This is a genomic window from Pseudomonas sp. Van50 (assembly GCF_055390755.1).
In genome coordinates, this window is the sequence record NZ_AP024343.1 from 140,238 (window position 1) to 161,067 (window position 20,830).

27 protein-coding genes are annotated in these 20,830 nt (G+C 60.5%); 10 read left to right on the forward strand and 17 right to left on the reverse strand.

The window, feature by feature from the left end; all coding sequences use genetic code 11:
* Window positions 1-50 precede the first annotated feature (50 nt).
* Window positions 51-740: a phosphate regulon transcriptional regulator PhoB gene (gene phoB / locus ACZ5M5_RS00625; protein WP_003177195.1), complete on the reverse strand. Its 690-nt coding sequence runs from the start codon at window positions 738-740 to the stop codon at window positions 51-53.
* A gap of 152 nt (window positions 741-892) precedes the next feature.
* On the opposite strand from phoB, the gene ACZ5M5_RS00630 reads away from it, so the two are divergent.
* A complete protein-coding gene (locus ACZ5M5_RS00630; RefSeq protein ID WP_464738437.1) occupies window positions 893-1,276 on the forward strand; it encodes a COG4315 family predicted lipoprotein in 384 nt (127 codons plus the stop codon).
* Between the two features lie 152 nt (window positions 1,277-1,428).
* Here ACZ5M5_RS00630 and ubiA read toward each other — a convergent pair whose 3' ends face one another.
* Both ubiA and ACZ5M5_RS00640 read right to left on the reverse strand, forming a co-directional pair.
* Window positions 1,429-2,319: a 4-hydroxybenzoate octaprenyltransferase gene (ubiA, locus tag ACZ5M5_RS00635; RefSeq protein ID WP_060739804.1), complete on the reverse strand. Its 891-nt coding sequence runs from the start codon at window positions 2,317-2,319 to the stop codon at window positions 1,429-1,431.
* Window positions 2,319-2,882, reverse strand: coding sequence for a chorismate--pyruvate lyase family protein (locus ACZ5M5_RS00640; protein WP_464738438.1), 564 nt, complete (start codon window positions 2,880-2,882; stop codon window positions 2,319-2,321). Before ACZ5M5_RS00640 ends, ubiA begins: the two co-directional genes overlap by 1 nt.
* Window positions 2,883-3,058: 176 nt before the next feature.
* Here ACZ5M5_RS00640 and ACZ5M5_RS00645 point away from each other — a divergent pair, with 176 nt between their 5' ends.
* The 3 genes from ACZ5M5_RS00645 (at window position 3,059) to ACZ5M5_RS00655 (ending at window position 4,866) form a co-directional block, all read left to right on the forward strand.
* Window positions 3,059-3,226 carry a rubredoxin gene (locus ACZ5M5_RS00645; RefSeq protein ID WP_003177199.1) on the forward strand — a complete coding sequence of 56 codons (168 nt, stop codon included), beginning with the start codon at window positions 3,059-3,061 and terminating at the stop codon, window positions 3,224-3,226.
* A 24-nt stretch (window positions 3,227-3,250) separates the two neighbouring features.
* Window positions 3,251-4,399 (forward strand): NAD(P)/FAD-dependent oxidoreductase, encoded by a 1,149-nt coding sequence (locus ACZ5M5_RS00650; protein ID WP_060739803.1) that lies wholly within the window; start codon window positions 3,251-3,253, stop codon window positions 4,397-4,399.
* Between the two features lie 191 nt (window positions 4,400-4,590).
* The gene (locus tag ACZ5M5_RS00655) at window positions 4,591-4,866 is read left to right on the forward strand and encodes an HU family DNA-binding protein (protein ID WP_060739802.1); all 276 of its coding nucleotides are present in this window, start codon (window positions 4,591-4,593) and stop codon (window positions 4,864-4,866) included.
* Between the two features lie 276 nt (window positions 4,867-5,142).
* On the opposite strand, the gene ACZ5M5_RS00660 is transcribed toward ACZ5M5_RS00655, so the two are convergent.
* The gene (locus tag ACZ5M5_RS00660) at window positions 5,143-6,234 is read right to left on the reverse strand and encodes an aminopeptidase (RefSeq protein WP_464738439.1); all 1,092 of its coding nucleotides are present in this window, start codon (window positions 6,232-6,234) and stop codon (window positions 5,143-5,145) included.
* Window positions 6,235-6,291: 57 nt separating this feature from the next.
* Between ACZ5M5_RS00660 and ACZ5M5_RS00665 the strand changes: the two genes are divergently transcribed.
* Together ACZ5M5_RS00665 and ACZ5M5_RS00670 are read left to right on the forward strand one after the other, a co-directional pair.
* Window positions 6,292-6,705, forward strand: coding sequence for a PA0061/PA0062 family lipoprotein (locus ACZ5M5_RS00665; protein WP_060739800.1), 414 nt, complete (start codon window positions 6,292-6,294; stop codon window positions 6,703-6,705).
* A gap of 40 nt (window positions 6,706-6,745) precedes the next feature.
* Window positions 6,746-7,171, forward strand: a complete 426-nt coding sequence (locus ACZ5M5_RS00670) for a PA0061/PA0062 family lipoprotein (protein ID WP_464738440.1) — start codon at window positions 6,746-6,748, stop codon at window positions 7,169-7,171.
* Between the two features lie 6 nt (window positions 7,172-7,177).
* Here the strand turns inward: ACZ5M5_RS00670 and ACZ5M5_RS00675 are convergent, their stop codons facing one another.
* Window positions 7,178-7,411 carry a DUF1161 domain-containing protein gene (locus ACZ5M5_RS00675; RefSeq protein WP_060739798.1) on the reverse strand — a complete coding sequence of 78 codons (234 nt, stop codon included), beginning with the start codon at window positions 7,409-7,411 and terminating at the stop codon, window positions 7,178-7,180.
* Window positions 7,412-7,559: 148 nt separating this feature from the next.
* A complete protein-coding gene (locus tag ACZ5M5_RS00680) occupies window positions 7,560-7,991 on the reverse strand; it encodes an OsmC family protein (RefSeq protein ID WP_060739797.1) in 432 nt (143 codons plus the stop codon).
* A 238-nt stretch (window positions 7,992-8,229) separates the two neighbouring features.
* Here ACZ5M5_RS00680 and ACZ5M5_RS00685 point away from each other — a divergent pair, with 238 nt between their 5' ends.
* Complete coding sequence (locus ACZ5M5_RS00685) at window positions 8,230-9,231, forward strand: LLM class flavin-dependent oxidoreductase (RefSeq protein ID WP_060739796.1); 1,002 nt, start codon at window positions 8,230-8,232, stop codon at window positions 9,229-9,231.
* Between the two features lie 54 nt (window positions 9,232-9,285).
* Here the strand turns inward: ACZ5M5_RS00685 and ACZ5M5_RS00690 are convergent, their stop codons facing one another.
* Together ACZ5M5_RS00690 and ACZ5M5_RS00695 are read right to left on the reverse strand one after the other, a co-directional pair.
* Complete coding sequence (locus tag ACZ5M5_RS00690) at window positions 9,286-9,507, reverse strand: DUF1161 domain-containing protein (RefSeq protein ID WP_060739795.1); 222 nt, start codon at window positions 9,505-9,507, stop codon at window positions 9,286-9,288.
* Between the two features lie 116 nt (window positions 9,508-9,623).
* The gene (locus ACZ5M5_RS00695) at window positions 9,624-9,839 is read right to left on the reverse strand and encodes a dodecin (RefSeq protein WP_003177209.1); all 216 of its coding nucleotides are present in this window, start codon (window positions 9,837-9,839) and stop codon (window positions 9,624-9,626) included.
* A gap of 156 nt (window positions 9,840-9,995) precedes the next feature.
* Here ACZ5M5_RS00695 and ACZ5M5_RS00700 point away from each other — a divergent pair, with 156 nt between their 5' ends.
* Window positions 9,996-10,322 carry an ElaB/YgaM/YqjD family protein gene (locus ACZ5M5_RS00700; RefSeq protein WP_025211165.1) on the forward strand — a complete coding sequence of 109 codons (327 nt, stop codon included), beginning with the start codon at window positions 9,996-9,998 and terminating at the stop codon, window positions 10,320-10,322.
* Here the strand turns inward: ACZ5M5_RS00700 and ACZ5M5_RS00705 are convergent.
* Entirely contained in the window at window positions 10,295-11,212 is a 918-nt protein-coding gene (locus tag ACZ5M5_RS00705) for a LysR family transcriptional regulator (RefSeq protein WP_060739794.1), read from the reverse strand. The genes ACZ5M5_RS00700 and ACZ5M5_RS00705 overlap by 28 nt on opposite strands.
* A 112-nt stretch (window positions 11,213-11,324) precedes the next feature.
* Here ACZ5M5_RS00705 and trpB point away from each other — a divergent pair, with 112 nt between their 5' ends.
* Both trpB and trpA read left to right on the forward strand, forming a co-directional pair.
* Window positions 11,325-12,557, forward strand: coding sequence for a tryptophan synthase subunit beta (trpB, locus tag ACZ5M5_RS00710; protein WP_053127073.1), 1,233 nt, complete (start codon window positions 11,325-11,327; stop codon window positions 12,555-12,557).
* Window positions 12,557-13,369 carry a tryptophan synthase subunit alpha gene (gene trpA, locus ACZ5M5_RS00715; RefSeq protein WP_192264203.1) on the forward strand — a complete coding sequence of 271 codons (813 nt, stop codon included), beginning with the start codon at window positions 12,557-12,559 and terminating at the stop codon, window positions 13,367-13,369. The genes trpB and trpA overlap by 1 nt, the downstream gene beginning before the upstream one ends.
* A gap of 98 nt (window positions 13,370-13,467) precedes the next feature.
* Here the strand turns inward: trpA and ACZ5M5_RS00720 are convergent, their stop codons facing one another.
* The 8 genes from ACZ5M5_RS00720 to ACZ5M5_RS00755 all read right to left on the reverse strand — a co-directional run bounded on the left by ACZ5M5_RS00720 (window position 13,468) and on the right by ACZ5M5_RS00755 (window position 20,815).
* Entirely contained in the window at window positions 13,468-15,429 is a 1,962-nt protein-coding gene (locus ACZ5M5_RS00720) for a DUF7844 domain-containing protein (protein ID WP_464738441.1), read from the reverse strand.
* The gene (locus tag ACZ5M5_RS00725; RefSeq protein ID WP_003187020.1) at window positions 15,426-15,746 is read right to left on the reverse strand and encodes a DUF2388 domain-containing protein; all 321 of its coding nucleotides are present in this window, start codon (window positions 15,744-15,746) and stop codon (window positions 15,426-15,428) included. Before ACZ5M5_RS00725 ends, ACZ5M5_RS00720 begins: the two co-directional genes overlap by 4 nt.
* Window positions 15,747-15,773: 27 nt before the next feature.
* Complete coding sequence (locus ACZ5M5_RS00730) at window positions 15,774-16,082, reverse strand: DUF2388 domain-containing protein (RefSeq protein ID WP_060739791.1); 309 nt, start codon at window positions 16,080-16,082, stop codon at window positions 15,774-15,776.
* 106 nt (window positions 16,083-16,188) lie between these two features.
* The gene (locus ACZ5M5_RS00735; RefSeq protein WP_072411231.1) at window positions 16,189-16,506 is read right to left on the reverse strand and encodes a DUF2388 domain-containing protein; all 318 of its coding nucleotides are present in this window, start codon (window positions 16,504-16,506) and stop codon (window positions 16,189-16,191) included.
* 322 nt (window positions 16,507-16,828) lie between these two features.
* Entirely contained in the window at window positions 16,829-17,044 is a 216-nt protein-coding gene (locus ACZ5M5_RS00740; RefSeq protein WP_003187014.1) for a DUF1127 domain-containing protein, read from the reverse strand.
* 319 nt (window positions 17,045-17,363) lie between these two features.
* Window positions 17,364-18,857 (reverse strand): acetyl-CoA hydrolase/transferase family protein, encoded by a 1,494-nt coding sequence (locus tag ACZ5M5_RS00745; RefSeq protein ID WP_060739789.1) that lies wholly within the window; start codon window positions 18,855-18,857, stop codon window positions 17,364-17,366.
* Between the two features lie 198 nt (window positions 18,858-19,055).
* Complete coding sequence (locus tag ACZ5M5_RS00750; protein ID WP_025216189.1) at window positions 19,056-20,492, reverse strand: NAD(P)(+) transhydrogenase (Re/Si-specific) subunit beta; 1,437 nt, start codon at window positions 20,490-20,492, stop codon at window positions 19,056-19,058.
* Window positions 20,492-20,815, reverse strand: coding sequence for an NAD(P) transhydrogenase subunit alpha part 2 (locus ACZ5M5_RS00755; RefSeq protein WP_003187010.1), 324 nt, complete (start codon window positions 20,813-20,815; stop codon window positions 20,492-20,494). The genes ACZ5M5_RS00750 and ACZ5M5_RS00755 overlap by 1 nt, the downstream gene beginning before the upstream one ends.
* Window positions 20,816-20,830 lie beyond the last annotated feature (15 nt).

The following is a 20,830-nucleotide window of genomic DNA, read 5'->3' on the forward strand; positions in this document are numbered from 1 at the left end:
ATTCACGTGACGCGCGTCCTTGTCAGCTTGTCGGGCGGTAAGGGCTCGGATCAGGCCTTGGTCGAAAAACGATAACCGGTGCCGCGCACGGTTTGTACCAGATTTTCATAAGCATCGCCGAGGGCCTTGCGCAAGCGCCGGATGTGCACGTCCACGGTGCGTTCCTCGACGTAGACGTTGCCGCCCCAGACCTGGTCCAACAATTGGCCGCGGGTGTAGGCACGTTCCTGGTGAGTCATGAAGAATTGCAGCAGGCGGTATTCGGTCGGCCCCATCTCGGCGGGTTTGCCGTCGATGGTCACGCGGTGGCTGATCGGGTCGAGCAGCAGGCCACCGACTTCAATCGGCGCTTCGCCATCGGTCGGCCCGGCGCGGCGCAGCACGGCTTTCAGGCGCGCTACCAGTTCCCGTGGGGAAAACGGCTTGGTGATGTAGTCGTCGGCGCCGACTTCCAGGCCCTGGATCTTGTTGTCCTCTTCGCCCTTGGCGGTGAGCATGATGATCGGGATATCCCCGGTCAGCTCGTCGCGCTTGAGGCGTCGCGCCAGTTCGATACCTGACGTGCCGGGAAGCATCCAGTCCAGCAGGATCAGGTCGGGCTTGCGGTCGACGATGATGGCGTGGGCCTGTTGAGAGTTTTCTGCTTCCATGCAGTCATAGCCGGCCATCTCCAACGCAACGGCGATCATCTCGCGGATGGGTGCCTCGTCGTCGACGATCAGAATGCTCCTGCCAACCATGGGGTAATCCTCTTGTCATTTAACTGTCTTGCGCCGCATTAGATAACGGAATTATTGCAGTCGTGTGACAGTTATTTCCTGGCCCGGCAGCAAGGGGGATCCTGGACTAAGCTTTTCAGTCCGAATCCTGACAACCACAAAAGAAGGTTTCCATGACTTACTTCACCCAATCCATCAAGGTTCTGGCGGTCACAGCTGCACTGGCGCTGCCGACCTGGGCGTTCGCGGCTGAACCGGCGATGGAAAAAGACGGCATGTTCACCGATCACAAAGGCATGACGCTGTATACGTTTGCCAAAGACTCGGGCGGCAAGTCGATGTGCAACGACAAATGCGCCGCCAACTGGCCACCGCTCAAGGCTGAAAGCGACGACAAGTCCACGGGCGAATGGACGGTGATCAACCGTGACGACGGTACGAAGCAGTGGGCCTACGATGGCAAGCCGTTGTACACCTTCGTCATGGACAAGAAGGCGGGGGACATGACCGGTGACGGCAAAATGGACGGCGCCTGGAAGGTCGCCAAGCCCGACTGACCACCCCGAAACGCTTTTGTGGCGAGGGAGCTTGCTCCCGCTGGGCTGCGAAGCAGCCCCAAAATCTTGCGGTCGCTGCGCAACCGAGCGGGAGCAAGCTCCCTCGCCACAAAGCCTTTCATGACCCAAGGTTCAGTGTTGGACCGGCGGCCTCAGCGCAACGCGTAATCCAGCACAATCCCCACGAAAATCGCCAACCCGGCCCAGTGGTTGTGCAGGAACGCCTGGAAGCAACGCATCCGGTCCCTGCCACGGGTGTACCAGAATTCCCAGGCGAAGCATGCGGCAGCGGCCACCAGCCCCAGGTGGAACCAGCCGCCCAGCTGGAATTTCGATCCGGCCAGCAGCAGGCAAGCCAAGGCCAGGCCTTGCAGCGTCAGGATGATCACCCGATCGGCATCGCCAAACAGGATCGCCGTGGACTTCACGCCGATGCGCAGGTCATCGTCCCGGTCGGTCATGGCGTAATAGGTGTCGTAGCCCACCGTCCACAGCAGGTTGGCGATGTACAGCAACCACGCGGCCGCCGGCAGATGTCCGGTTTCGGCAGTGAACGCCATCGGCATGCCCCAGGAAAATGCCGCGCCCAGCACCACTTGCGGGTAGTAGGTATAGCGCTTCATGAACGGGTAGCTGAACGCCAGCGCCAGGCCCCCGAGGGACAACAGGATGGTCGGTGCATTGGTGCACAGCACCAGCAGGAAGCTCACGCTCATCAGCACGGCGAAGAACACCAGCGCTTCTTTCGAACTGATCTTGCCGCTCACCAGCGGGCGCTGCTCGGTGCGTTTGACGTGGCCGTCGACCTTGCGGTCGGCCCAGTCATTGATCACACAGCCGCCGGCGCGGGTCAGCACCACGCCGAGGACGAAAATCACCACGTTGGCGATGGACGGCGAGCCCTCACCGGCAATCCACAACGCCCACAGCGTCGGCCACAGCAGCAGGTAGATGCCGATGGGCTTGTCCATACGGGTCAGTTGCACGAAGTCCCACGCCCGTGGATTCAGGCGATTCAAGGATTTGAGCAGTTGCACGTACATCAGAAATTCTCCGAATAGGCGCGGGCGACGGTCCACAAGCGTGGCAGGAAGATTTCCGCCACCAGCACGCTCAACGCACCGCGATCGAAACGTGAACGGCGACCCCACAGCCCGCTGGTGCGGACGTCTTCCGGCAACCCGGCCTCGGGGTAATGGCAAACCTCGATGGCCCGGCGCTGGAACGCCTGGTCGCAAAACAGCAATTCGCCCAGGGAGCGGCTGCCCAGTTCGTCCATCTGCAACCCGTCACCCTGCAAGGCGCTGCGCGCCGCCACACTGCGGGCGAACACCCAAGGCTGGTCGCGGCCGCGCAGATACACTTCGCGTACCCAGCCCTCGCTGCCCTCGGCCAGGTCCAGGGCGGCACATTCGTCGGCGCGTAACGGCTGCCAGCCTTCGAACAGCGGCGTCACGCTGAAATGGCCGTCCGACAGGCGCGTGAGGCGCCGGGTCAGGGAGCCTTCGTCGAACAGCCAATCGAGCACACCCGCATCGGGGCGGGGCGACAGCAGGTGCTGGGGCAGCCATTGGAGTGTAGGAAATATCGAATTTGTATGCGGCACAGAGGTCTTGAATGGCAGCAAATGAGGCCGCGAGCTTACCATGTCGGTCGCGGGTTTTGACGGGCCCGGCCGGCTGCCCTGCTGATCGTGCTTGCATCTGTCGCAACCGATCAGTACAAAACGGCCCTGAGCCGGAAAATACCGGCCAAGGCCTGACATCTTGAGGAAGTATTGGAATGAAGAAGTGGCAATGTATCGTCTGCGGCCTGATCTACAACGAAGCTGACGGTTGGCCTGACGATGGCATCGCGCCCGGCACCCGCTGGGAGGATGTACCGGCAGACTGGCTGTGCCCGGACTGCGGCGTCGGCAAAATGGATTTCGAAATGATCGAAATCAACTGATCGTTTCATCAAATGGAGAGCAACATGAGCGCACCTGTCGTCATCGTCGGTACAGGCCTGGCCGGTTATAACCTGGCCCGGGAGTTTCGCAAGCTCGACAGCGAAACCCCGTTGCTGCTGATCACTGCGGACGACGGTCGCTCGTATTCCAAGCCGATGCTCTCCACAGGCTTTGGCAAGAACAAAGACGCCGACGGCCTGAGCATGGCCGAGCCGGGGGCCATGGCCGAGCAACTCAAGGCCGAAGTGCGCACCCATACCCGCATCAGCGGCATCGATCCGGGCCACAAACGGCTATGGATCGGCGAAGAGGCGGTGAACTACCGCGACCTGATCCTGGCCTGGGGCGCCGAAACCGTGCGCGTGCCGGTACAGGGCGATGGCGCGGACCTGATCTTCCCCATCAACGACCTGGAAGACTACGCACGCTTCAGGGCCGCGGCGGCCGGCAAGCGTCGGGTGTTGTTGCTGGGTGCCGGCCTGATTGGCTGCGAGTTCGCCAACGACCTGAGCCTGGGTGGCTACGAAGTACAACTGGTGGCGCCGTGCGAGCAAGTCATGCCGACGCTGCTGCACCCGGCCGCCGCGGCAGCGGTCCAGGCCGGGCTGGAAAGCCTCGGTGCGCGCTTCCACTTGGGCCCTGTGCTCAACCGCTTGCAGAAGGTCGCCGACGGTCTGGAGGCGCATCTGTCCGACGGCCAGGTGATTGCCTGCGACCTGGTGGTCTCGGCCATCGGCCTGCGTCCCCGTATCGACCTGGCAGCCGCGGCCGGCCTGGTGGTCAACCGCGGCGTCGTGGTCGACCGTCACCTGAAGACCTCTCACGCCAATATCTATGCCCTGGGCGACTGCGCCGAGGTCGACGGCTTGAACCTGCTGTATGTCATGCCGCTGATGAGCTGCGCCCGGGCCCTGGCCCAAACCCTGGCCGGCAACCCGACTGCCGTCAGCTACGGCCCCATGCCGATTACCGTAAAAACCCCGGTGTGCCCCTTGGTGGTGTCGCCGCCACCGCGAGGCCGCGAGGGCGTGTGGAGCGTCGAGGGGCAGGGGGCGGACATCAAGGCGCTGTGCCGCGACGCTCAAGGCAACCTGTTGGGTTATGCCCTGACAGGCACGGCGGTGATGGAGAAACTGGCGCTGAACAAGGAGCTTCCAGCCCTGCTGGCGTAAATACTGGTCGTTCTGTCGCAAAAACCCTACTTTTGGTCCCACAAAGGTCGCCCGGACACTGGCGCCGTTTTCGGCACCGTGCCATCCTCACTTCCGTCTGCCGCAGAGTAGAGCCTGCGGCGCCTTAGGGGCTGTTCCAAAGAGAGCAGCACGGACATAACAACAAAAAAACCGTCAAAGGGGCTTCATTCATGCGTAAACCAGAACTCGCCGCCGCTATCGCGGAAAAAGCAGACCTCACCAAAGAACAAGCCAACCGCGTCCTCAACGCCGTCCTGGAAGAAATCACCGGCGCCCTGCACCGCAAGGACAGCGTTACCCTGGTGGGCTTCGGCACTTTCCTGCAACGCCACCGCGGCGCCCGCACTGGCAAAAACCCACAGACCGGTGAGCCGGTGAAGATCAAGGCCAGCAACACCGTTGCCTTCAAACCAGGCAAGTCCTTGAAAGAAAGCGTCAACCCATAATCGCTACGAGTACCTCGGCCGGGGGAAGAAAGCGGCAATCAAAAGGGCATATCGATGAGTCGGTATGCCCTTTTTTGTGCGGGGTTGCTGGCTGTAGCCAGGCATCCAATGAGGGAGCGAGCTTGCTCGCGATAGCGGTGAGTCAGCTTGCTTCAATGGTGTCGGTACTGTCGTCATCGCGAGCAAGCTCGCTCCCACGTAGGAACGGCGTCAAGCCTGATGGCATGCATAACGACGAACAAGTGTGGGAGCGAGCTTGCTCGCGATGACGTCCGCCTAGTCAGCGGAAGTCTTCGGCTGCGCCAATACCTTCAAGGCCGCCTTGCGCGCTTCGATCGGCAATTCGCCCAGCTTTTCCACCGCAGCATAAAAGGCAACCCAATCACCGCCCTCGCGGCTGAATAGCGCCGCAAACGCCGGCACCCACTGGTCATACAGCCCGAACGGCAATAGTCGCGCATTGTTCAGTGGCGCGTAGACCCAGGCGTCATAGCGTTTGTCGCCCGCCCACTGGGTGTCGCGCATTTGCACATAGTCCGCACGCAGGCGCTCGAACTCCTCAGCTTTGCGTTGGCGCATCTGTTCGGCTGTCAGGGGCTGGGCGTAGAGGGTTTCCAGGCGCTGGCGGGTGTCGAGGACCAGTTGGATGAACTGGTCGCGCTGGCGCACCTGCTTGCCGTTATCCGGCGCCAACCCACGACTGGCACGCCATTGCCGGGTGCCTTCCTGTTCAACGAAGGTGGCGAAGGACTCATTGAATTCGGTGTCGTCCTTTACATAAAACCGCTGGTGCGCCAGTTCATGAAAGATCAGCGTCGCCAGGCGTTCGTCGCCCCAGTGCATCATCGAGCTCAGGATCGGATCGTTGAACCAGCCCAGCGTCGAATAGGCCTCCACACCGCCAATTGCCACGTCCATGCCCTGCAAGCGCTGCAACGCGGCCTCGCCACGGGCGGCGCCCTGGCTGTAATAACCGCGATAAGCCACGCAACCGGCAATGGGGAAACAATGATTCTGCGGCGCCAGGGAAAATTCTGGCGTGGCAAAGACATTCCAGACGACGAATGGCCGGCCTATATCCGCATACAGGCGATAGCTTCGATTGTCCGGTAAATGCAGGTGATCGCTGGCAAACGTCCGTGCCTCGCGCGCCTGGGCCAGGTGCGCCTTGAGTTGGGGATCGCGAGCGGGGTCGGCGATGACTTGGTCGATAGGCTCTCGGGCTTGCAACAACCGCAGCTGTCCGCCGACGAGCTGGCTGTAGTAACCGACGCTACTGCAACCGTTCAGTAACAAAAGCAGGAGGCCTGGAAACAAAATCTGGAAAACACGGTCGAGTAACCGATGGCTTGAACGCGGCCTGATCAATTGGAATCACCCTGGGAAGTCTGCCCACAGACTATCTCGCTTGCCTGGAGCTTCGCTATGCGCGTGTTGATGCTGACGAGTGGCCTGTTGCTGCTGACCGGTTGCGCCGGTTTGCCTGATCCTGATCCCTCCCAGGCGTGGATCGACCTGGGGAACCAGCAGGACACCGCGCTACAAGCGCTGGAAGTCGATGACAAGATGTCCATTGACCGGCGTTATTTCGAAGTGCAACCCGGCAGCCATGAGCTGACGGTGCGTTATCAATTTGCCGTCGAGCCCGGCAACATCGGCCCGGATGCCGAGCCGCTGTGGCGCGATTGCCGGTTGAACCTGAAATTCAAGGACTTCAACGCCGGCCAACGTTACCAGCTGCAGGCCGGCAGCATTGGTTTCCGACCGTGGGCCAAGCTGTACGATCAGCAGCGCAAAGTGGTGGGGCAAGGTACGCCGGCGGGCTGCCAACAAACGTGATTGGCGCTATGCTCAGTGTCCGGTTTTAAGGAAACTCACGATGCGCTTATCCTTGCTGTTACTGGCCCTGGTCTCCATGAGCGGTTGTGCAACGAGCCCGCTGCCCCAGATCGACCCGAACATGGCGTGGGTTGATTTCGCGACCCCCATGCCGGGCGGAAAAATGCTGATGGCTGAAAGCCTGGACGGCCAGCGATTGCGAGACGGACGGATCTTTCAGGTTTCGCCGGGCAGCCACGAATTGAAAGTGCGCTTCGACTTCGAAGTGTTCAGTGGCGGTGGCCTGGGCATGCAAGCCGAACCGCAAGAACGGCTGTGCTACATGCTCGTGCGTTACGACCATTTCGAGGCCGGCCAACGCTATCGGCTGGAGGCTCGCAACCTGGCATTCACACCCAGCGCCCGGCTCTATGACGCCAAGCGTCAAATCGTGGCCGAAGAGCGACAAGTCAACTGTGTTCCGTAGGACGCCCTAGCGGTCGTTCTTCTGGTAAATGATTTTCTTCGTGCCGTTTTCGCAAGTGCCCACCACCATGTTCTGGTCGTGGACTTCGTCATTCGTGACGATTTCCAGCGTGTAGGACGATACGTTATTGGCCTGGATCTTCGCTTCGATTTCCGCTTTCAGCTCTTCACAGGATTTGGGGGCGGCAAGGGCTGATGTCGCGAATGCGCAGCCGATGACCACCAGGGCTGATCGTTTCATGTTCGAATTCCTCATGGCAGCGCGCACTGCCTGTGCGCTGAAACTGCGGCTTCATTCGACCATAATTGCGCCAGGGTAAACAGCTCGACCACATTCAAAAAAAGCGCAGCCTTCGCCAACGCTGCAAAGGCTGCGATCCTTGCATGCGTCAGCTCACCAGCGTCGCATCCAGGGTGATGTTGGCGTTCAGCACCTTGGAAACCGGACACCCTTCCTTGGCCTTCTTGCTCAGCTCATCGAATTGCGCCTGGCTGGCACCGGGGATTTTCGCCTTGAGCACTAGCTTGACCGCCGTGATCGCAAAACCGCCCTCGACCTGGTCCAGGGTCACTTCGGCGTTGGTGTCGATGCTGTCGGCCTTGAGCCCGGCATCGCCAAGGATCATCGAAAAGGCCATGGAAAAGCAGCCAGCATGGGCCGCGCCGATCAACTCCTCGGGGTTGGTCCCCTTACCGCCTTCGAATCGTGCCTTGAAGCCATAGGGCGCTTCGCGCAACACACCGGTTTCCGTGGAGATGGAGCCGATACCGGTTTTCAGGTCACCTTCCCAATGAGCCGATGCTTTCTTGATGATAGCCATGTCTGCCTCCTGAAGATTCGGCGCGAAAGCCGCGCCTGGGTGTTTTTTAGCTGTCTGGGTTGTGAGGATAGACCGCCTGTAAAAGTTCATCCTGTCGATTAGCCGACGAATTTAGTAGGAAATTTCGTCGCTGCTATTGAAACTCGGGTATATGCCCACATTGCATGGAACACACCTATAGAAACGGCAGGCTTTTGCCCGTAGGAAAAGCCCGGAACGCCGTTGGAGATCCCGGCCCATGAAACAGCTGTCCGACGTGAAATTCTCAACCCTCGACCTGGTGCCTGTCCGCGCCGATGGCAATGCCGCCCAGTCCTTGCGCAACTCGCTGGACCTGGCGCAGCACGTGGAAAAATACGGCTACACCCGCTTCTGGGTGGCCGAACACCACAACATGGACGGTATCGCCAGTTCGGCGACGGCAGTGCTGCTGGGTTATCTGGCGGGGGGCACTTCGACCATTCGCGTCGGCTCCGGCGGCGTCATGCTGCCCAATCACGCGCCGTTGATCATTGCCGAACAGTTCGGCACGCTGGAAAGCCTCTACCCGGGTCGTATCGATTTGGGCCTGGGACGTGCGCCAGGATCCGACCAGATGACCGCGCGGGCGTTGCGTCGCGAGCGTTCCGGCAGTGCGGACGATTTCCCCGAGGACGTGGCCGAACTGATGCGCTATCTCGGCCCGCGCACCCCGGATCAACGCATCATCGCCATGCCCGGCACCGGGACCAACGTGCCGGTATGGCTGCTGGGGTCGAGCCTGTTCAGTGCGCAATTGGCCGGTGAGCGCGGTTTGCCCTACGCATTCGCCTCCCATTTCGCGCCGCGCTTTATGCACGAGGCGATTCGCATCTACCGTAACCACTTCAAACCGTCGGCGGTGCTCGACAAGCCTTATGTGATGCTCGGCGTGCCGCTGGTCGCGGCGGATACCGATGAACAGGCCGATTACCTGGCAACGTCGGTGTACCAGCGGATCCTGGCGCTGATGCGTGGCCAGAGCCTGGTGCAGCGTCCGCCGGTGGAAACCATGAACGGTCTCTGGCTGCCCCATGAGAAAGAGGCGGTTGGCGATTTCCTGGGCCTGGCCATGGTCGGCAGTCCGCAGAAGATTCGCGCCAAGCTGCAGGTATTGATCGAGCAAACCCAGGCCGATGAGCTGATTTTCACCAGTGACCTGTACGAACACGCCGATCGCTTGCACTCCTATGAGTTGCTGGCGCAGGTCATGAAAGGCTGAATGACGCCCATGAAAAAGCCGACGCAATGCGTCGGCTTTGATGTTCGAAAAGAATCATTTTTTATAGATGATTTCTTTCGCACCGCCCTCACATTTGCCGACGACTTTTCCGTCAGTCGCTGTGCCTTTATCGACGATTTCCAGCGAGTAACCTGAGACGCCCTTGGCGTCCAGCTTCGCTGCGATCTCGCTTTTCAGCTCTTCGCAGGGCTTACCGGCCGCAAACGCACCACCGGCAAGGCTCAGCAAACCCAGGGCCACCATCAACTTTTTCATCGCTCGCACTCCTTGGTCGGATCAAATAGGGCAGGTATTGGAAAAACGTCATGCGCAGACCATAGCGCATCGCCACTCCCTATGGCACTCCGCCAGCGTGCAAGTTCAAAAGAACCTCAGCTATTGGCTATCCGGAACCCGACTTTGATGGTCACTTGAAAGTGCGCGGCCCGGCCATTTTCGATGTGGCCGCGGGTTTCCGTGACTTCGAACCATTCCAGATGCTTGAGGCTTTTGCTGGCTTCGGCCAAGGCGTTGTTGATGGCGTCTTCAATGCTGGTGGGGGACGAGCCGACCAGCTCGACTTTTTTGTAAGTGTGATGATCACTCATGGGGATTCTCCTTGGTTGTGTTTAACAGCCTAGCAGCGATTTTTCGCCTTACGTGTGTCGTCGTTCGCGTGCTGAAGTTCAGATTTACTGCACTTTCAGAAACGACTGGAGTCCCAATTCACACACGCCACTCAACCACTGCAGGAGAGAGCCACCATGGCCAGCAATTCGTTACGCAAAGCCTCGTTGCAAAGCATGGAAGCGGAGATCGAGAGTCTGCTCAAGTCGTTGGAAAGCCTGAAGGACGACGCCTCGGACGAGTCGCGTAAGACCCTCAAGTCGCTCAAGGCCAATGCTGAGAGCGCGCTGAAACATTCTCGTCATCTGCTCAGCGATGCCTATGAAGAGGTCAAGGTGAAAACCCGTGAAACCGGGATCGCCACACGCGACTACGCGCAGGAACACCCATGGACCACGGCCGGTGTCGCAGTCGGTGCGCTGGGTCTGCTGGCTGCTTACCTGCTGTGCAAGCGCGGTGACTGAGTCGGTTGGCTCAGCTCATGCCTGAGCCACTGGGCCAATTGCCGAGCGCGCCCGTCTGCGGCGCGCTTGGGCAGCCACAACGCCAGTCGCGCCGCGGTTTCATCGAAGCCCCATGGCGCGACCAGGCGACCGGCGCGTACGTCCTCGGCCACCAGCGGCTCGGGCGCGATCGCCACGCCTAACCCCGCGACGGCGGCCTCCAGCAAATAATACAAATGCTCGAATCCTTGCCCGAACTTCAGGGCCTGGGGTTCCAGGGCGTTTTGTCGTGCCCAGGTCGGCCAGGCCTGGGGGCGGGACGTGGTGTGCAGCAACGGCTCGTCCAGCAGCGCGTTGGCCGGTGCGGCTTGCAAGCGGGCGAATCCGGCGTAGTGGGGGCTCATCACGGGGCCGATCCGCTCGCTCGCCAGTTCGTACACCTGCATATCGGCCGGCCACGGCGGCTCGGCGAAGACCAGCAAGGCGTCCAGCCCCGGTCGCCTGGGGTCCAGGTCGCCTTCGCCGGCGGACAGGTGCAGGCGCAAATCCGGCAGGTCGGCGTTGAGCCTGCCCAGGCGGGGAATGAACCAGCGCGCCAGCAGGCTTCCCGAGCAGCCCAGGACAAACGGGGCATCTGCCGTACTTTGCATCAGCTCCGCGCAAACGCCGCGCAACCGCTCGAACGCATCGGCGCTGACGTCCCGCAGGCGCATGCCTGCATCTGTGAGTTTAAGGCCGCGCCCGTCCTTGATGAACAAGCTGACGCCCAAATGCTCTTCCAGCACCTTCAGCTGTCGACTCACGGCCCCATGGGTGACATGCAGCTGTTCGGCCGCCTGGCTTACGCTATTCAGGCGGGCGGTAGCCTCGAAGGCGCGCAAGGCGTTGAGCGGGGGAAGATCATGGCTCATTTTATCTGTGAGTTTTCCTGACAGGTTGTGGCGATCTTATCGGTTTTCACTGGGGGATGTCAGGGGTAGAGTGAACCTCATAGTCTTTCAACGCATTTGCCTGGAGCGCCCGATGACCCAGCCTACGACCCCTTTCAACCTGCGCAGCGGCCCCGACGCCAACGGCCTGTTCGGTGCATTCGGCGGCCGCTATGTGGCCGAGACCCTGATGCCGCTGATCCTTGATCTGGCCCGTGAATACGAAGTGGCGAAGGAAGATCCGGCCTTCATTGAGGAATTGGCCTACTTCCAGCGCGACTACGTCGGTCGCCCAAGCCCGCTCTACTTCGCCGAGCGCCTGACCGAATACTGCGGCGGCGCCAAGATCTATCTCAAGCGTGAAGAGCTGAACCACACCGGCGCGCACAAGATCAACAACTGCATCGGCCAGATCCTGCTGGCGCGGCGCATGGGCAAAAAACGCATCATCGCCGAGACCGGCGCCGGCATGCACGGCGTGGCCACCGCCACCGTGGCCGCGCGTTTCGGTCTGGATTGCGTGATCTACATGGGCACCACCGACATCGAGCGTCAGCAGGCCAACGTGTTCCGCATGAAGCTGCTGGGTGCCGAAGTGATCCCGGTGGTCGCCGGTACCGGCACGCTGAAGGACGCCATGAACGAGGCCCTGCGCGACTGGGTCACCAACGTCGACAGCACGTTCTACCTGATCGGCACTGTGGCAGGCCCGCATCCGTATCCGGCCATGGTGCGCGACTTCCAGGCCGTGATCGGCAAGGAAACCCGCGATCAACTGCAAGCCCAGGAAGGTCGCCTGCCGGATAGCCTGGTGGCGTGCATCGGCGGTGGCTCCAACGCCATGGGCCTGTTCCACCCGTTCCTGGACGACAAGAGTGTCGAGATCATCGGCGTCGAAGCCGCCGGTTATGGCATCGAGACCGGCAAGCACGCGGCGAGCCTGAACGGCGGCGTTCCGGGTGTACTGCACGGCAACCGCACCTTCCTGTTGCAGGACGACGACGGCCAGATCATCGATGCCCATTCGATTTCCGCAGGTCTCGACTACCCCGGTATCGGCCCTGAACATGCCTGGTTGCACGACATTGGTCGCGTCCAGTACACCTCGGTGACCGACGCCGAAGCCCTGGAAGCCTTTCACAAATGCTGTCGCCTGGAAGGGATCATTCCTGCACTGGAAAGCGCCCACGCCCTGGCGGAAGTGTTCAAACGCGCACCCAACCTGCCGAAAGATCACCTGATGGTGGTCAACCTGTCCGGCCGTGGCGACAAAGACATGCAAACCGTGATGCACCACATGGAACAGTCCCAGCAGGAGAAACACTGATGAGCCGCCTGCAAACCCGTTTTGCCGAACTCAAGGAACAGAACCGCGCCGCCCTGGTCACTTTCGTCACGGCCGGCGACCCGAACTACGACACGTCGCTGGCGATTCTCAAGGGGCTGCCGGCAGCCGGTGCCGACGTGATCGAGTTGGGCATGCCGTTCACCGACCCGATGGCCGACGGCCCGGCGATCCAGTTGGCGAATATTCGTGCCTTGGGCGCCCAGCAGAACCTGGCGAAAACCCTGCAGATGGTTCGCGAGTTCCGTCAGGACAATACCGAGACGCCGCTGGTGCTGATGGGCTACTTCAACCCGATCCACCGTTATGGCGTGCAACGTTTCATTGGCGAAGCGCTGGATTGCGGTGTCGATGGCCTGATCGTTGTGGACATGCCGCCCGAGCACAACAGCGAACTGTGCGAACCGGCCCAGGCGGCTGGCTTGGACTTCATCCGCCTGACGACGCCGACCACTGACGATGTGCGTTTGCCGACGGTGCTTAACGGCAGTTCGGGGTTTGTGTACTACGTGTCGGTGGCGGGCGTGACCGGGGCCGGTGCCGCGACGCTGGAGCATGTGGAAGAGGCCGTGGCGCGTCTGCGTCGCCATACCGATCTGCCCATCAGCATTGGTTTCGGTATCCGTACGCCGGAGCAGGCTGCCGCCATCGCACGATTGGCTGATGGGGTGGTGGTGGGCTCGGCGCTGATCGACCATATCGCCAGCGCCGAAACATCGGAACAGGCAATTGATGGGGTGTTGAGCTTGTGTGCCGCCCTGGCCGATGGTGTGCGCAAGGCGCGTCTCAGCTGATTTGATTCAGCTGCAGCCACGAAAAAAGGGTTCAGAACGGGGTTCTGAACCCTTTTTTTATTCCACCTGGAGCAGTCTTGGCGCTGCTCTTTGCAGGGTCAAGGCAGCTCCAACCCGCCCCCGGCCTTGTGCAGCTTGCGCAAATGCTCGCCAATCTCTTTCACATTGGCCTCGCTCGCCGCAATTTCAGCCGCGCGGCTCGGTTCGAGCAATGCCCGGACTTCCTTGTCCAGATCGCCTGTCAGCGTTTGCAGTTGTTTCTGCCGTAAGCTGCTTTCCGATTCCAAGCGTTGCCATTCGCTGGGTTGCGGCAAGCCGTAGCCACTGCTGCCCAACAGTTCGGCCGGACGGCTCAGGAAACCGCTGTTGGCGAGGATCTGCTGCAGCGTCGCATTGGCCCTTTCCATCCCGCCGTTCTGCAATTCACGGGCACCCAGGTAGCGCTGTTTGACTTCATCCTGCGCCAACAACAATTGCCGGCGATAACTGGCCTGCTCCAGCAGCAGCAACGCCGCGCTGGTGCGCAGGTCGGCCTGTTCGAACCAGACGCGGCGTTCGGCGGCGTCCAGGGCCAGCCAGTCTTCCACCGTTTGTTGCTTGATCGGCAGATACTTCTTCAACACATCGAACATTGCCTGGTACCGCTCGCGGAATGAGTCGAAGCGGTAGCCCAGCCGCAAGGCTTCCTTGGGATCATCCAGCACGCTGGTATCCGCTAGGCCCCGGCCCTTGAGTACCTCCAGCAGGCCGTTGGGCATGATGCTGTCCAGGCCCTTGAGTTGCTCGTTATTGCTGCCGCTGCGCAACAGTTTCAAGCTCTCCACGGCGCAGTTATTGGACAGGAAGTAATAGTTGCCGTCGTAGCTCCAGTGCATTTCGGCGGCGTGCTCGACCGTTTCCTCGATCTCGGTGCGTGACAGGTTCAGCGGCACCGATGCCAGGCTGCGCAGCTCGGTCTTGGTGTATTCGTCGATCACCTGGGCCAACGGCAATACGAACAGGCGCGACGGGTATTTGCCGACCAGCCCGTCCCAGCTCGACAACTGCACATCGCCCACGAAGGCGCGGTATGACAGCACCAGGTGTTGGTCCAGATCCAGTCGGCAGTCCGGGCCACGTGGACGGCCCGGTGCGCAGATCACCAGCCGGAGCATGCTGTGGCCCCAGCGGCTCACCCAGTTCTGATTGGCCTCGGCCAGCAGGTAATCGATGGCATAGACCCGTTCCGGATCGACCTTGCCCAGCGGTGTCTTGGCGAAATCGTTTCCGGCGTTGAGGAAGGCGAACGATTGGGCGCAGGTGTCCTTGGCGGCGGGGGCCCAACCGAAGTGTTCCTGGTAATAGCGATACAGAGCGGGGCGTCGGCAGGCATAGCTGGAGTCCAGGAGGAAGTACTCCATGTTGACCGCGACGAACTCCTTGGGGCTGCTCGTTTCATAGAGATCCGGGCTGCGGGCGACCTGGCGGTTGTGCTGTTCCCGTTCGCCGCGACGGCCGACGTATTGTGGCCAGCCGGCGAGGTCCAACAAGCGAGGATCATCGCTGAGGGTGAAACGGCGGTCGTTCTGGCCCCGGCATACATCGGGAAGACCGATCAACCCGGCGCTGCTGTTGCGTCGAGTGCAACGCTGGATCAGTGCGCGTTCGGTTTCTGGCCATAGACGCGAGCGATCATAGATGTGGGTCAGTTCGTGAAGGACCGTGGCGAGCATTTCCCGGCGCACGGTGCCATGGGGGCGGTGGGTCTTTTGTGTCGCGGCGCTGCCGTCGACAAGGCTGTCGAGCAGGTTGCTATTGAGGTCCAGTTGCGACACCAGCGAGGCCTGGCCGTAGGCATTGGCGGGCATCTGGTCGGTCCAGCCGACATCGATGCGCCGGTCCAGCCGCTCGATGAAGCGCGGCGGCAGGGCCTGCATGGCTTCATCGAGCAGCGCCTGGCTGGCCTGCTGTTGCGCCGGGCTCAGGCCTTCGACGTTGAGGTGCAATTGCAGGCCGGCCTGGGCCATGCTGCCCGTGAGCAGCAAGACCCCGGCCGCCAGCCAGGCGGCGAACCGCCTCACAATGCGAGGATGGCTTCGGCGAGAACCTGGTCACTGGCGTCGCGGGCTTCCGGCACGCGGGTGCGCAAGGTGTCGAAGGCGGCCTCGAGATGAGCGCCACGAATTTCACCATTGCTGGCGACAAAACTGGCCGCATCGTCATGGGCTTCGCGGACGATTTTCGAATCACGGATGGACGTGGTGGTGTCGGAAGTGAAATCGATCGTGCGCTGGGAAGCGCGAACGATGATGTTACTGGTGGCTACCAGGGTATGTGCCTGGGCCACATCGGCCAACACCAGCAGGCCTAAGGCGGCAGCAATCAGCGGGCTACGCATGGAACGACTCCGGAAAAATGAGGATAACTATTGGACGAGAATTGCCTGTGCCAGTTCAAGGTCGCTGACGTGAAGTTTTGGCTGGGCCCGGCGCAGGTAATCCAGGGCCGATTCCAGCTGTGCTCCTCGCAGTTGCCCGTCGCTGGCGACGAATGCCGCAGCGTCATCGTGAGCGGCGACGATCAGTTTATGGTCGAAGGGCGCGGAGGTCACCATGCTCGTGGCATAGCCGCTGACCACCACTTGCTGGGTGGACACATCGAAGGCATGGGCCGGAGCAGACCAGCAAAAAACGATGAAGAAAGACGCGATGAACAGATCTGAGTAGAAACGCATGGGACTCGACGGTTGATGGCGAGTTTGAAGGCTAGCGCAAACCTGCGGGCCAGAGCCAGCGCTGAAACATCGGAACACCATTTGGCGCCCGATGTTTCATGTTGCGTCAGATCACCAGGATGGCCTGGGCCAATTGCGCATCGGTGGCGTTGAGCTGTGGTGCCTGCTGGCGGATGTAATCCAGGGCGCTTTCCAGTTTCACACCACGGATGGCGCCTTCGCTGGCGACGAAGCTGGCGGCGTCATCACGGGCGGCTTGAACGATCTTGTTGTCACGCAGGGATGAGGTTGCATCGGAGGTCACGTCGGAGGTGGCCTTGAGTGCTCCGACGATGGAGTCGGTGGTGACGATGAAGCTGCTGGCGTTGGAGTGGGCGGCTACGGCCAGCAGGGCAACTGTGCTGAGCAGGCGAAGACGGATCATGATGAAACTCCTTGAATGATGGGTGATGCAGGTGCGTGTAGCTGGAAGAGGAGACGCATGCTCGACTCGCTTCGCCACGTTCGCCTCGATATTAGGACAGGAACGCGTTGGCTGACAGCCCTTGCAGTGCTCATTGACTGCATGGGGTCGACGTACTGTACTGGTATGTTTTATATCTTGTTTAAACTGTTATGTCTCCAAGGCTCTCGTCAAAATCAGGCCCCCGAAACGACAAGACCCGTCGCGGTTACCCGCGACGGGTCTTGTGTGTTCAATTCGGTGCTGGCGGTGGACCCGGTGGGTCAGGGCCAGCGACGCTGAGTTAGCGCCAGAACGGCTTGCTCAGCTCTTCGTAGCGTTGTGCTTCGCTGATACCGGCATCAGCCAGCAGGCGCGAATCCAGACGAGCCAGTTGGTGACGGCTGGCGATGCGGCGCTGCCACAACATCAGGTTGGCGATAACGCGAAGAGGCAGGGAAGCCTGGTTTTTTTCAGCTTTGTCTTCGAAAAACAGCTCGGAACTGAGTGTACGTTCCATGGTTGACATCCTTCCGCTTGTGGCGGGATTAGGTAGTGGTTTGACTGGTGCCCATGATCCTCTCGTTTGGCCAGTCTCTCTAGATACAGTTCACCTGTATTGTGAGAGACCAGTTAACTGTTAAAGAGCGGTGTACTGGTCGATATTGAGGCAACTGTACCTGTCTGCACGATGTTGGTGCATTTTTGCGTGTTATGGGTAGCTTTGTGGGAAAAGACTGTAAGAAAACACCGGTACAGCAGTACAGTTTTTGACGGATAAGGCTTGAATGATGGTCTTCAACCAAAACTGTATTTGCGATAACGGTGATCCAGCTGTATCAGACGGCCAACATGCGCCCGGTTTCTTCGAGGTTCAGGTGCCAACTCAGTGCATCGCGCAGGATATGCGGGGTATGTCCGCCCAAGGCGCACGCGGCGTCGAAATACTCATTCAAGGCTTGGTGGTAGGTGGGGTGCACGCAATTGTCGATGATCACTCGCGCGCGTTCCCTTGGCGCCAGGCCCCGCAGGTCGGCCAGACCGATCTCGGTGACCAGGATGTCGACGTCATGTTCGGTATGGTCCACATGGCTGACCATCGGCACGACGCTGGAAATGGCCCCACCCTTGGCAATCGACTTGGTGACGAAAATCGCCAGGTGGGCATTGCGGGCGAAATCCCCCGAACCGCCGATGCCATTCATCATCCGCGTGCCGCAGACATGGGTGGAATTGACGTTGCCGTACAAGTCGAACTCCAGTGCGGTGTTGATAGCAATGATGCCCAGGCGACGCACGACCTCGGGATGGTTGGAGATCTCTTGTGGGCGCAGGACCAGCTTGTCCTTGTACCTTTCCAGGTTGCCAAACACATCGGCATTACGTCGATCCGACAGCGTGATCGAGCTGCCGGAGGCGAAACTCAGCTTGCCGGCGTCGATGAGGTCAAATGTCGAGTCCTGCAAAACCTCGGAATACATGGTCAGGTCTTCGAACGGGGAATCGATCAGCCCGCACATCACGGCATTGGCGATGTTGCCGATACCAGCCTGCAACGGCCCGAGCTTGTTGGTCATGCGTCCGGCCGAAACCTCCTGCTTGAAGAAATCGATCAGGTGATCGGCAATGGCCTGGGTGTCGCTGTCCGGTGGCGCGACGGTCGAAGGCGAGTCGCCTTGGTTGGTAATGACAATGGCGGCGATTTTTTCCGGCGGGATCGCAATGGCGGGGCTGCCAATACGGTCGTCGACTTTCACCAGGGGAATGGGTGTACGGGTGGGGCGATAGGTCGGGATATAGATGTCGTGCAGCCCTTCCAGATTCGGGTTGTGAGCCAGGTTGATCTCGACGATCACTTGTCGGGCGAAAATGGCGAAGCTGGCTGAATTACCCACCGATGTGGTGGGTACGATATGTCCCTGCTCGGTAATGGCCACGGCTTCGATCACGGCAATATCGGGCAGTTTGAGCTGGCCGTTGCGCAGTTGCTCGACAGTTTCCGAGAGATGTTGATCGATGAACATCACCTTGCCTGCGTTGATCGCCTTGCGCAGCGTGCTGTCGACCTGGAACGGCATGCGTCGCGCCAGTACGCCGGCTTCGGTGAGCTCCTTGTCGAGGTCATTGCCCAGGCTTGCACCGGTCATCAGGCTTATTTTCAGCGGGGTGACCTTGGCGCGTTCAGCCAGGGCATGGGGCACTGCTTTCGCTTCTCCGGCGCGGGTAAAGCCGCTCATGCCGACGGTCATGCCGTCCTGAATCAACAAGGCTGCTTCGGCAGCGCTCATCACTTTATTCAATAACGAAGGCAAGCGGATGCGATCACGGTACATAGGTGGTTATCTCGGGCTGGAAAGCAAGATGCGCAGTCTAGTGAATTAGCGCTGTGCCCGACCCGCTACAAAGGTCGCATTTCAGGCGTCTATTACGAGGGTCTCAGGCAAAACATCATTACCGGATCGGTAACATTTTGCCTTGATACAAATCAAAACGCCCCGACAGGTCGGGGCGTTTTGGGTGAAGCGGCGAGGTTATTCCACCGCTTTGACCATGTCTTCGATGACCTTCTTGGCGTCACCGAACACCATCATGGTCTTGTCGAGATAGAACAGCTCGTTGTCCAGGCCCGCATAGCCGCTGGCCATCGAGCGTTTGTTGACGATGATGGTCTTGGCCTTGAACGCTTCGAGGATCGGCATGCCGGCAATCGGCGACTTCGGATCGTTCTTCGCCGCCGGGTTTACCACGTCGTTGGCGCCCAGCACCAGCACCACGTCGGCCTGGCCGAACTCGGAGTTGATGTCTTCCATTTCGAACACCTGGTCGTAAGGCACTTCGGCCTCGGCCAGCAGGACGTTCATGTGTCCAGGCATGCGACCGGCCACCGGGTGGATCGCGTATTTAACGGTCACGCCGCGATGGGTCAGCTTCTCGGTCAGTTCTTTCAGCGCGTGCTGCGCCCGGGCCACCGCCAGGCCATAGCCCGGCACGATGATCACGGTATCGGCGTTGGTCAGCAGGAAAGTCGCGTCGTCAGCCGAGCCGGATTTCACCGGACGGGCTTCTTTGGAGCCAGCCGGGCCAGCAGCATCTGCGGTATTGCCGAAACCACCGAGCAGCACGTTGAAGAACGAACGGTTCATCGCCTTGCACATGATGTACGAGAGGATCGCACCGCTCGAGCCCACCAGCGAGCCGGCAATGATCAGCATCGAGTTGTTCAGCGAGAAGCCGATACCCGCTGCGGCCCAACCGGAATAGCTGTTGAGCATCGACACCACTACCGGCATGTCCGCGCCGCCGATCGGGATGATGATCAGCACGCCCAGGACAAAGGCCAGGGCCAGCATCAAGGCGAACGCGCCGAGGTTGCCGGTGAACATGAACATCAGGCCCAGGCCCAGCGTGGCAAGGCCCAGGATCAGGTTGAGCTTGTGCTGGCCACCAAACTGTACTGGTGCGCCCTGGAACAGACGGAACTTGTACTTGCCCGAGAGCTTGCCGAATGCGATCACCGAACCGGAGAAGGTGATTGCACCAATGGCTGCGCCGAGGAACAGCTCCAGACGGTTACCGGCTGGAATCGAATCACCCAATTGCTTGACGATACCCAGGGACTGCGGCTCGACGACAGCCGCGATGGCAATGAACACCGCCGCCAGGCCGATCATGCTGTGCATGAACGCCACCAGTTCCGGCATCTTGGTCATTTCGACGCGCTTGGCCATGATCGAGCCGGCGGTACCGCCGACCAGCAGGCCGACGATCACGTAGCCGATGCCGGCGGTCGCCAGTTCGGCCCCCAGTTTGTAGATGAGGCCCACAGTGGTCAGCACCGCCAGCGCCATGCCGAGCATGCCGAACAGGTTGCCTCGGCGGGAGGTGGTGGGGTGCGACAGGCCTTTGAGGGCCTGGATGAAGCAGATCGACGCGATCAGATAGAGCGTCGTTACCAGGTTCATGCTCATTACTTGGGCGCCTCTTCTTTTACGGCTTTCGGGGCTTTTTTCTTGAACATCTCAAGCATGCGGCGCGTCACGAGGAAGCCACCGAAGACGTTCACCGCGGCCAGGGCCACGGCGAGGGTGCCCATGGTCTTGCCCAGCGGCGTCACGGTCAGCGCGGCGGCGAGCATGGCGCCGACGATCACGATCGCCGAAATGGCGTTGGTCACCGCCATCAACGGTGTGTGCAGCGCGGGCGTTACGTTCCAGACCACGTGGTAACCGACATAAATCGCCAGCACGAAAATGATCAGGTTGTAGATACCGGGGGAGATAAGCTCTTCCATTGTCTGAATCCCTGC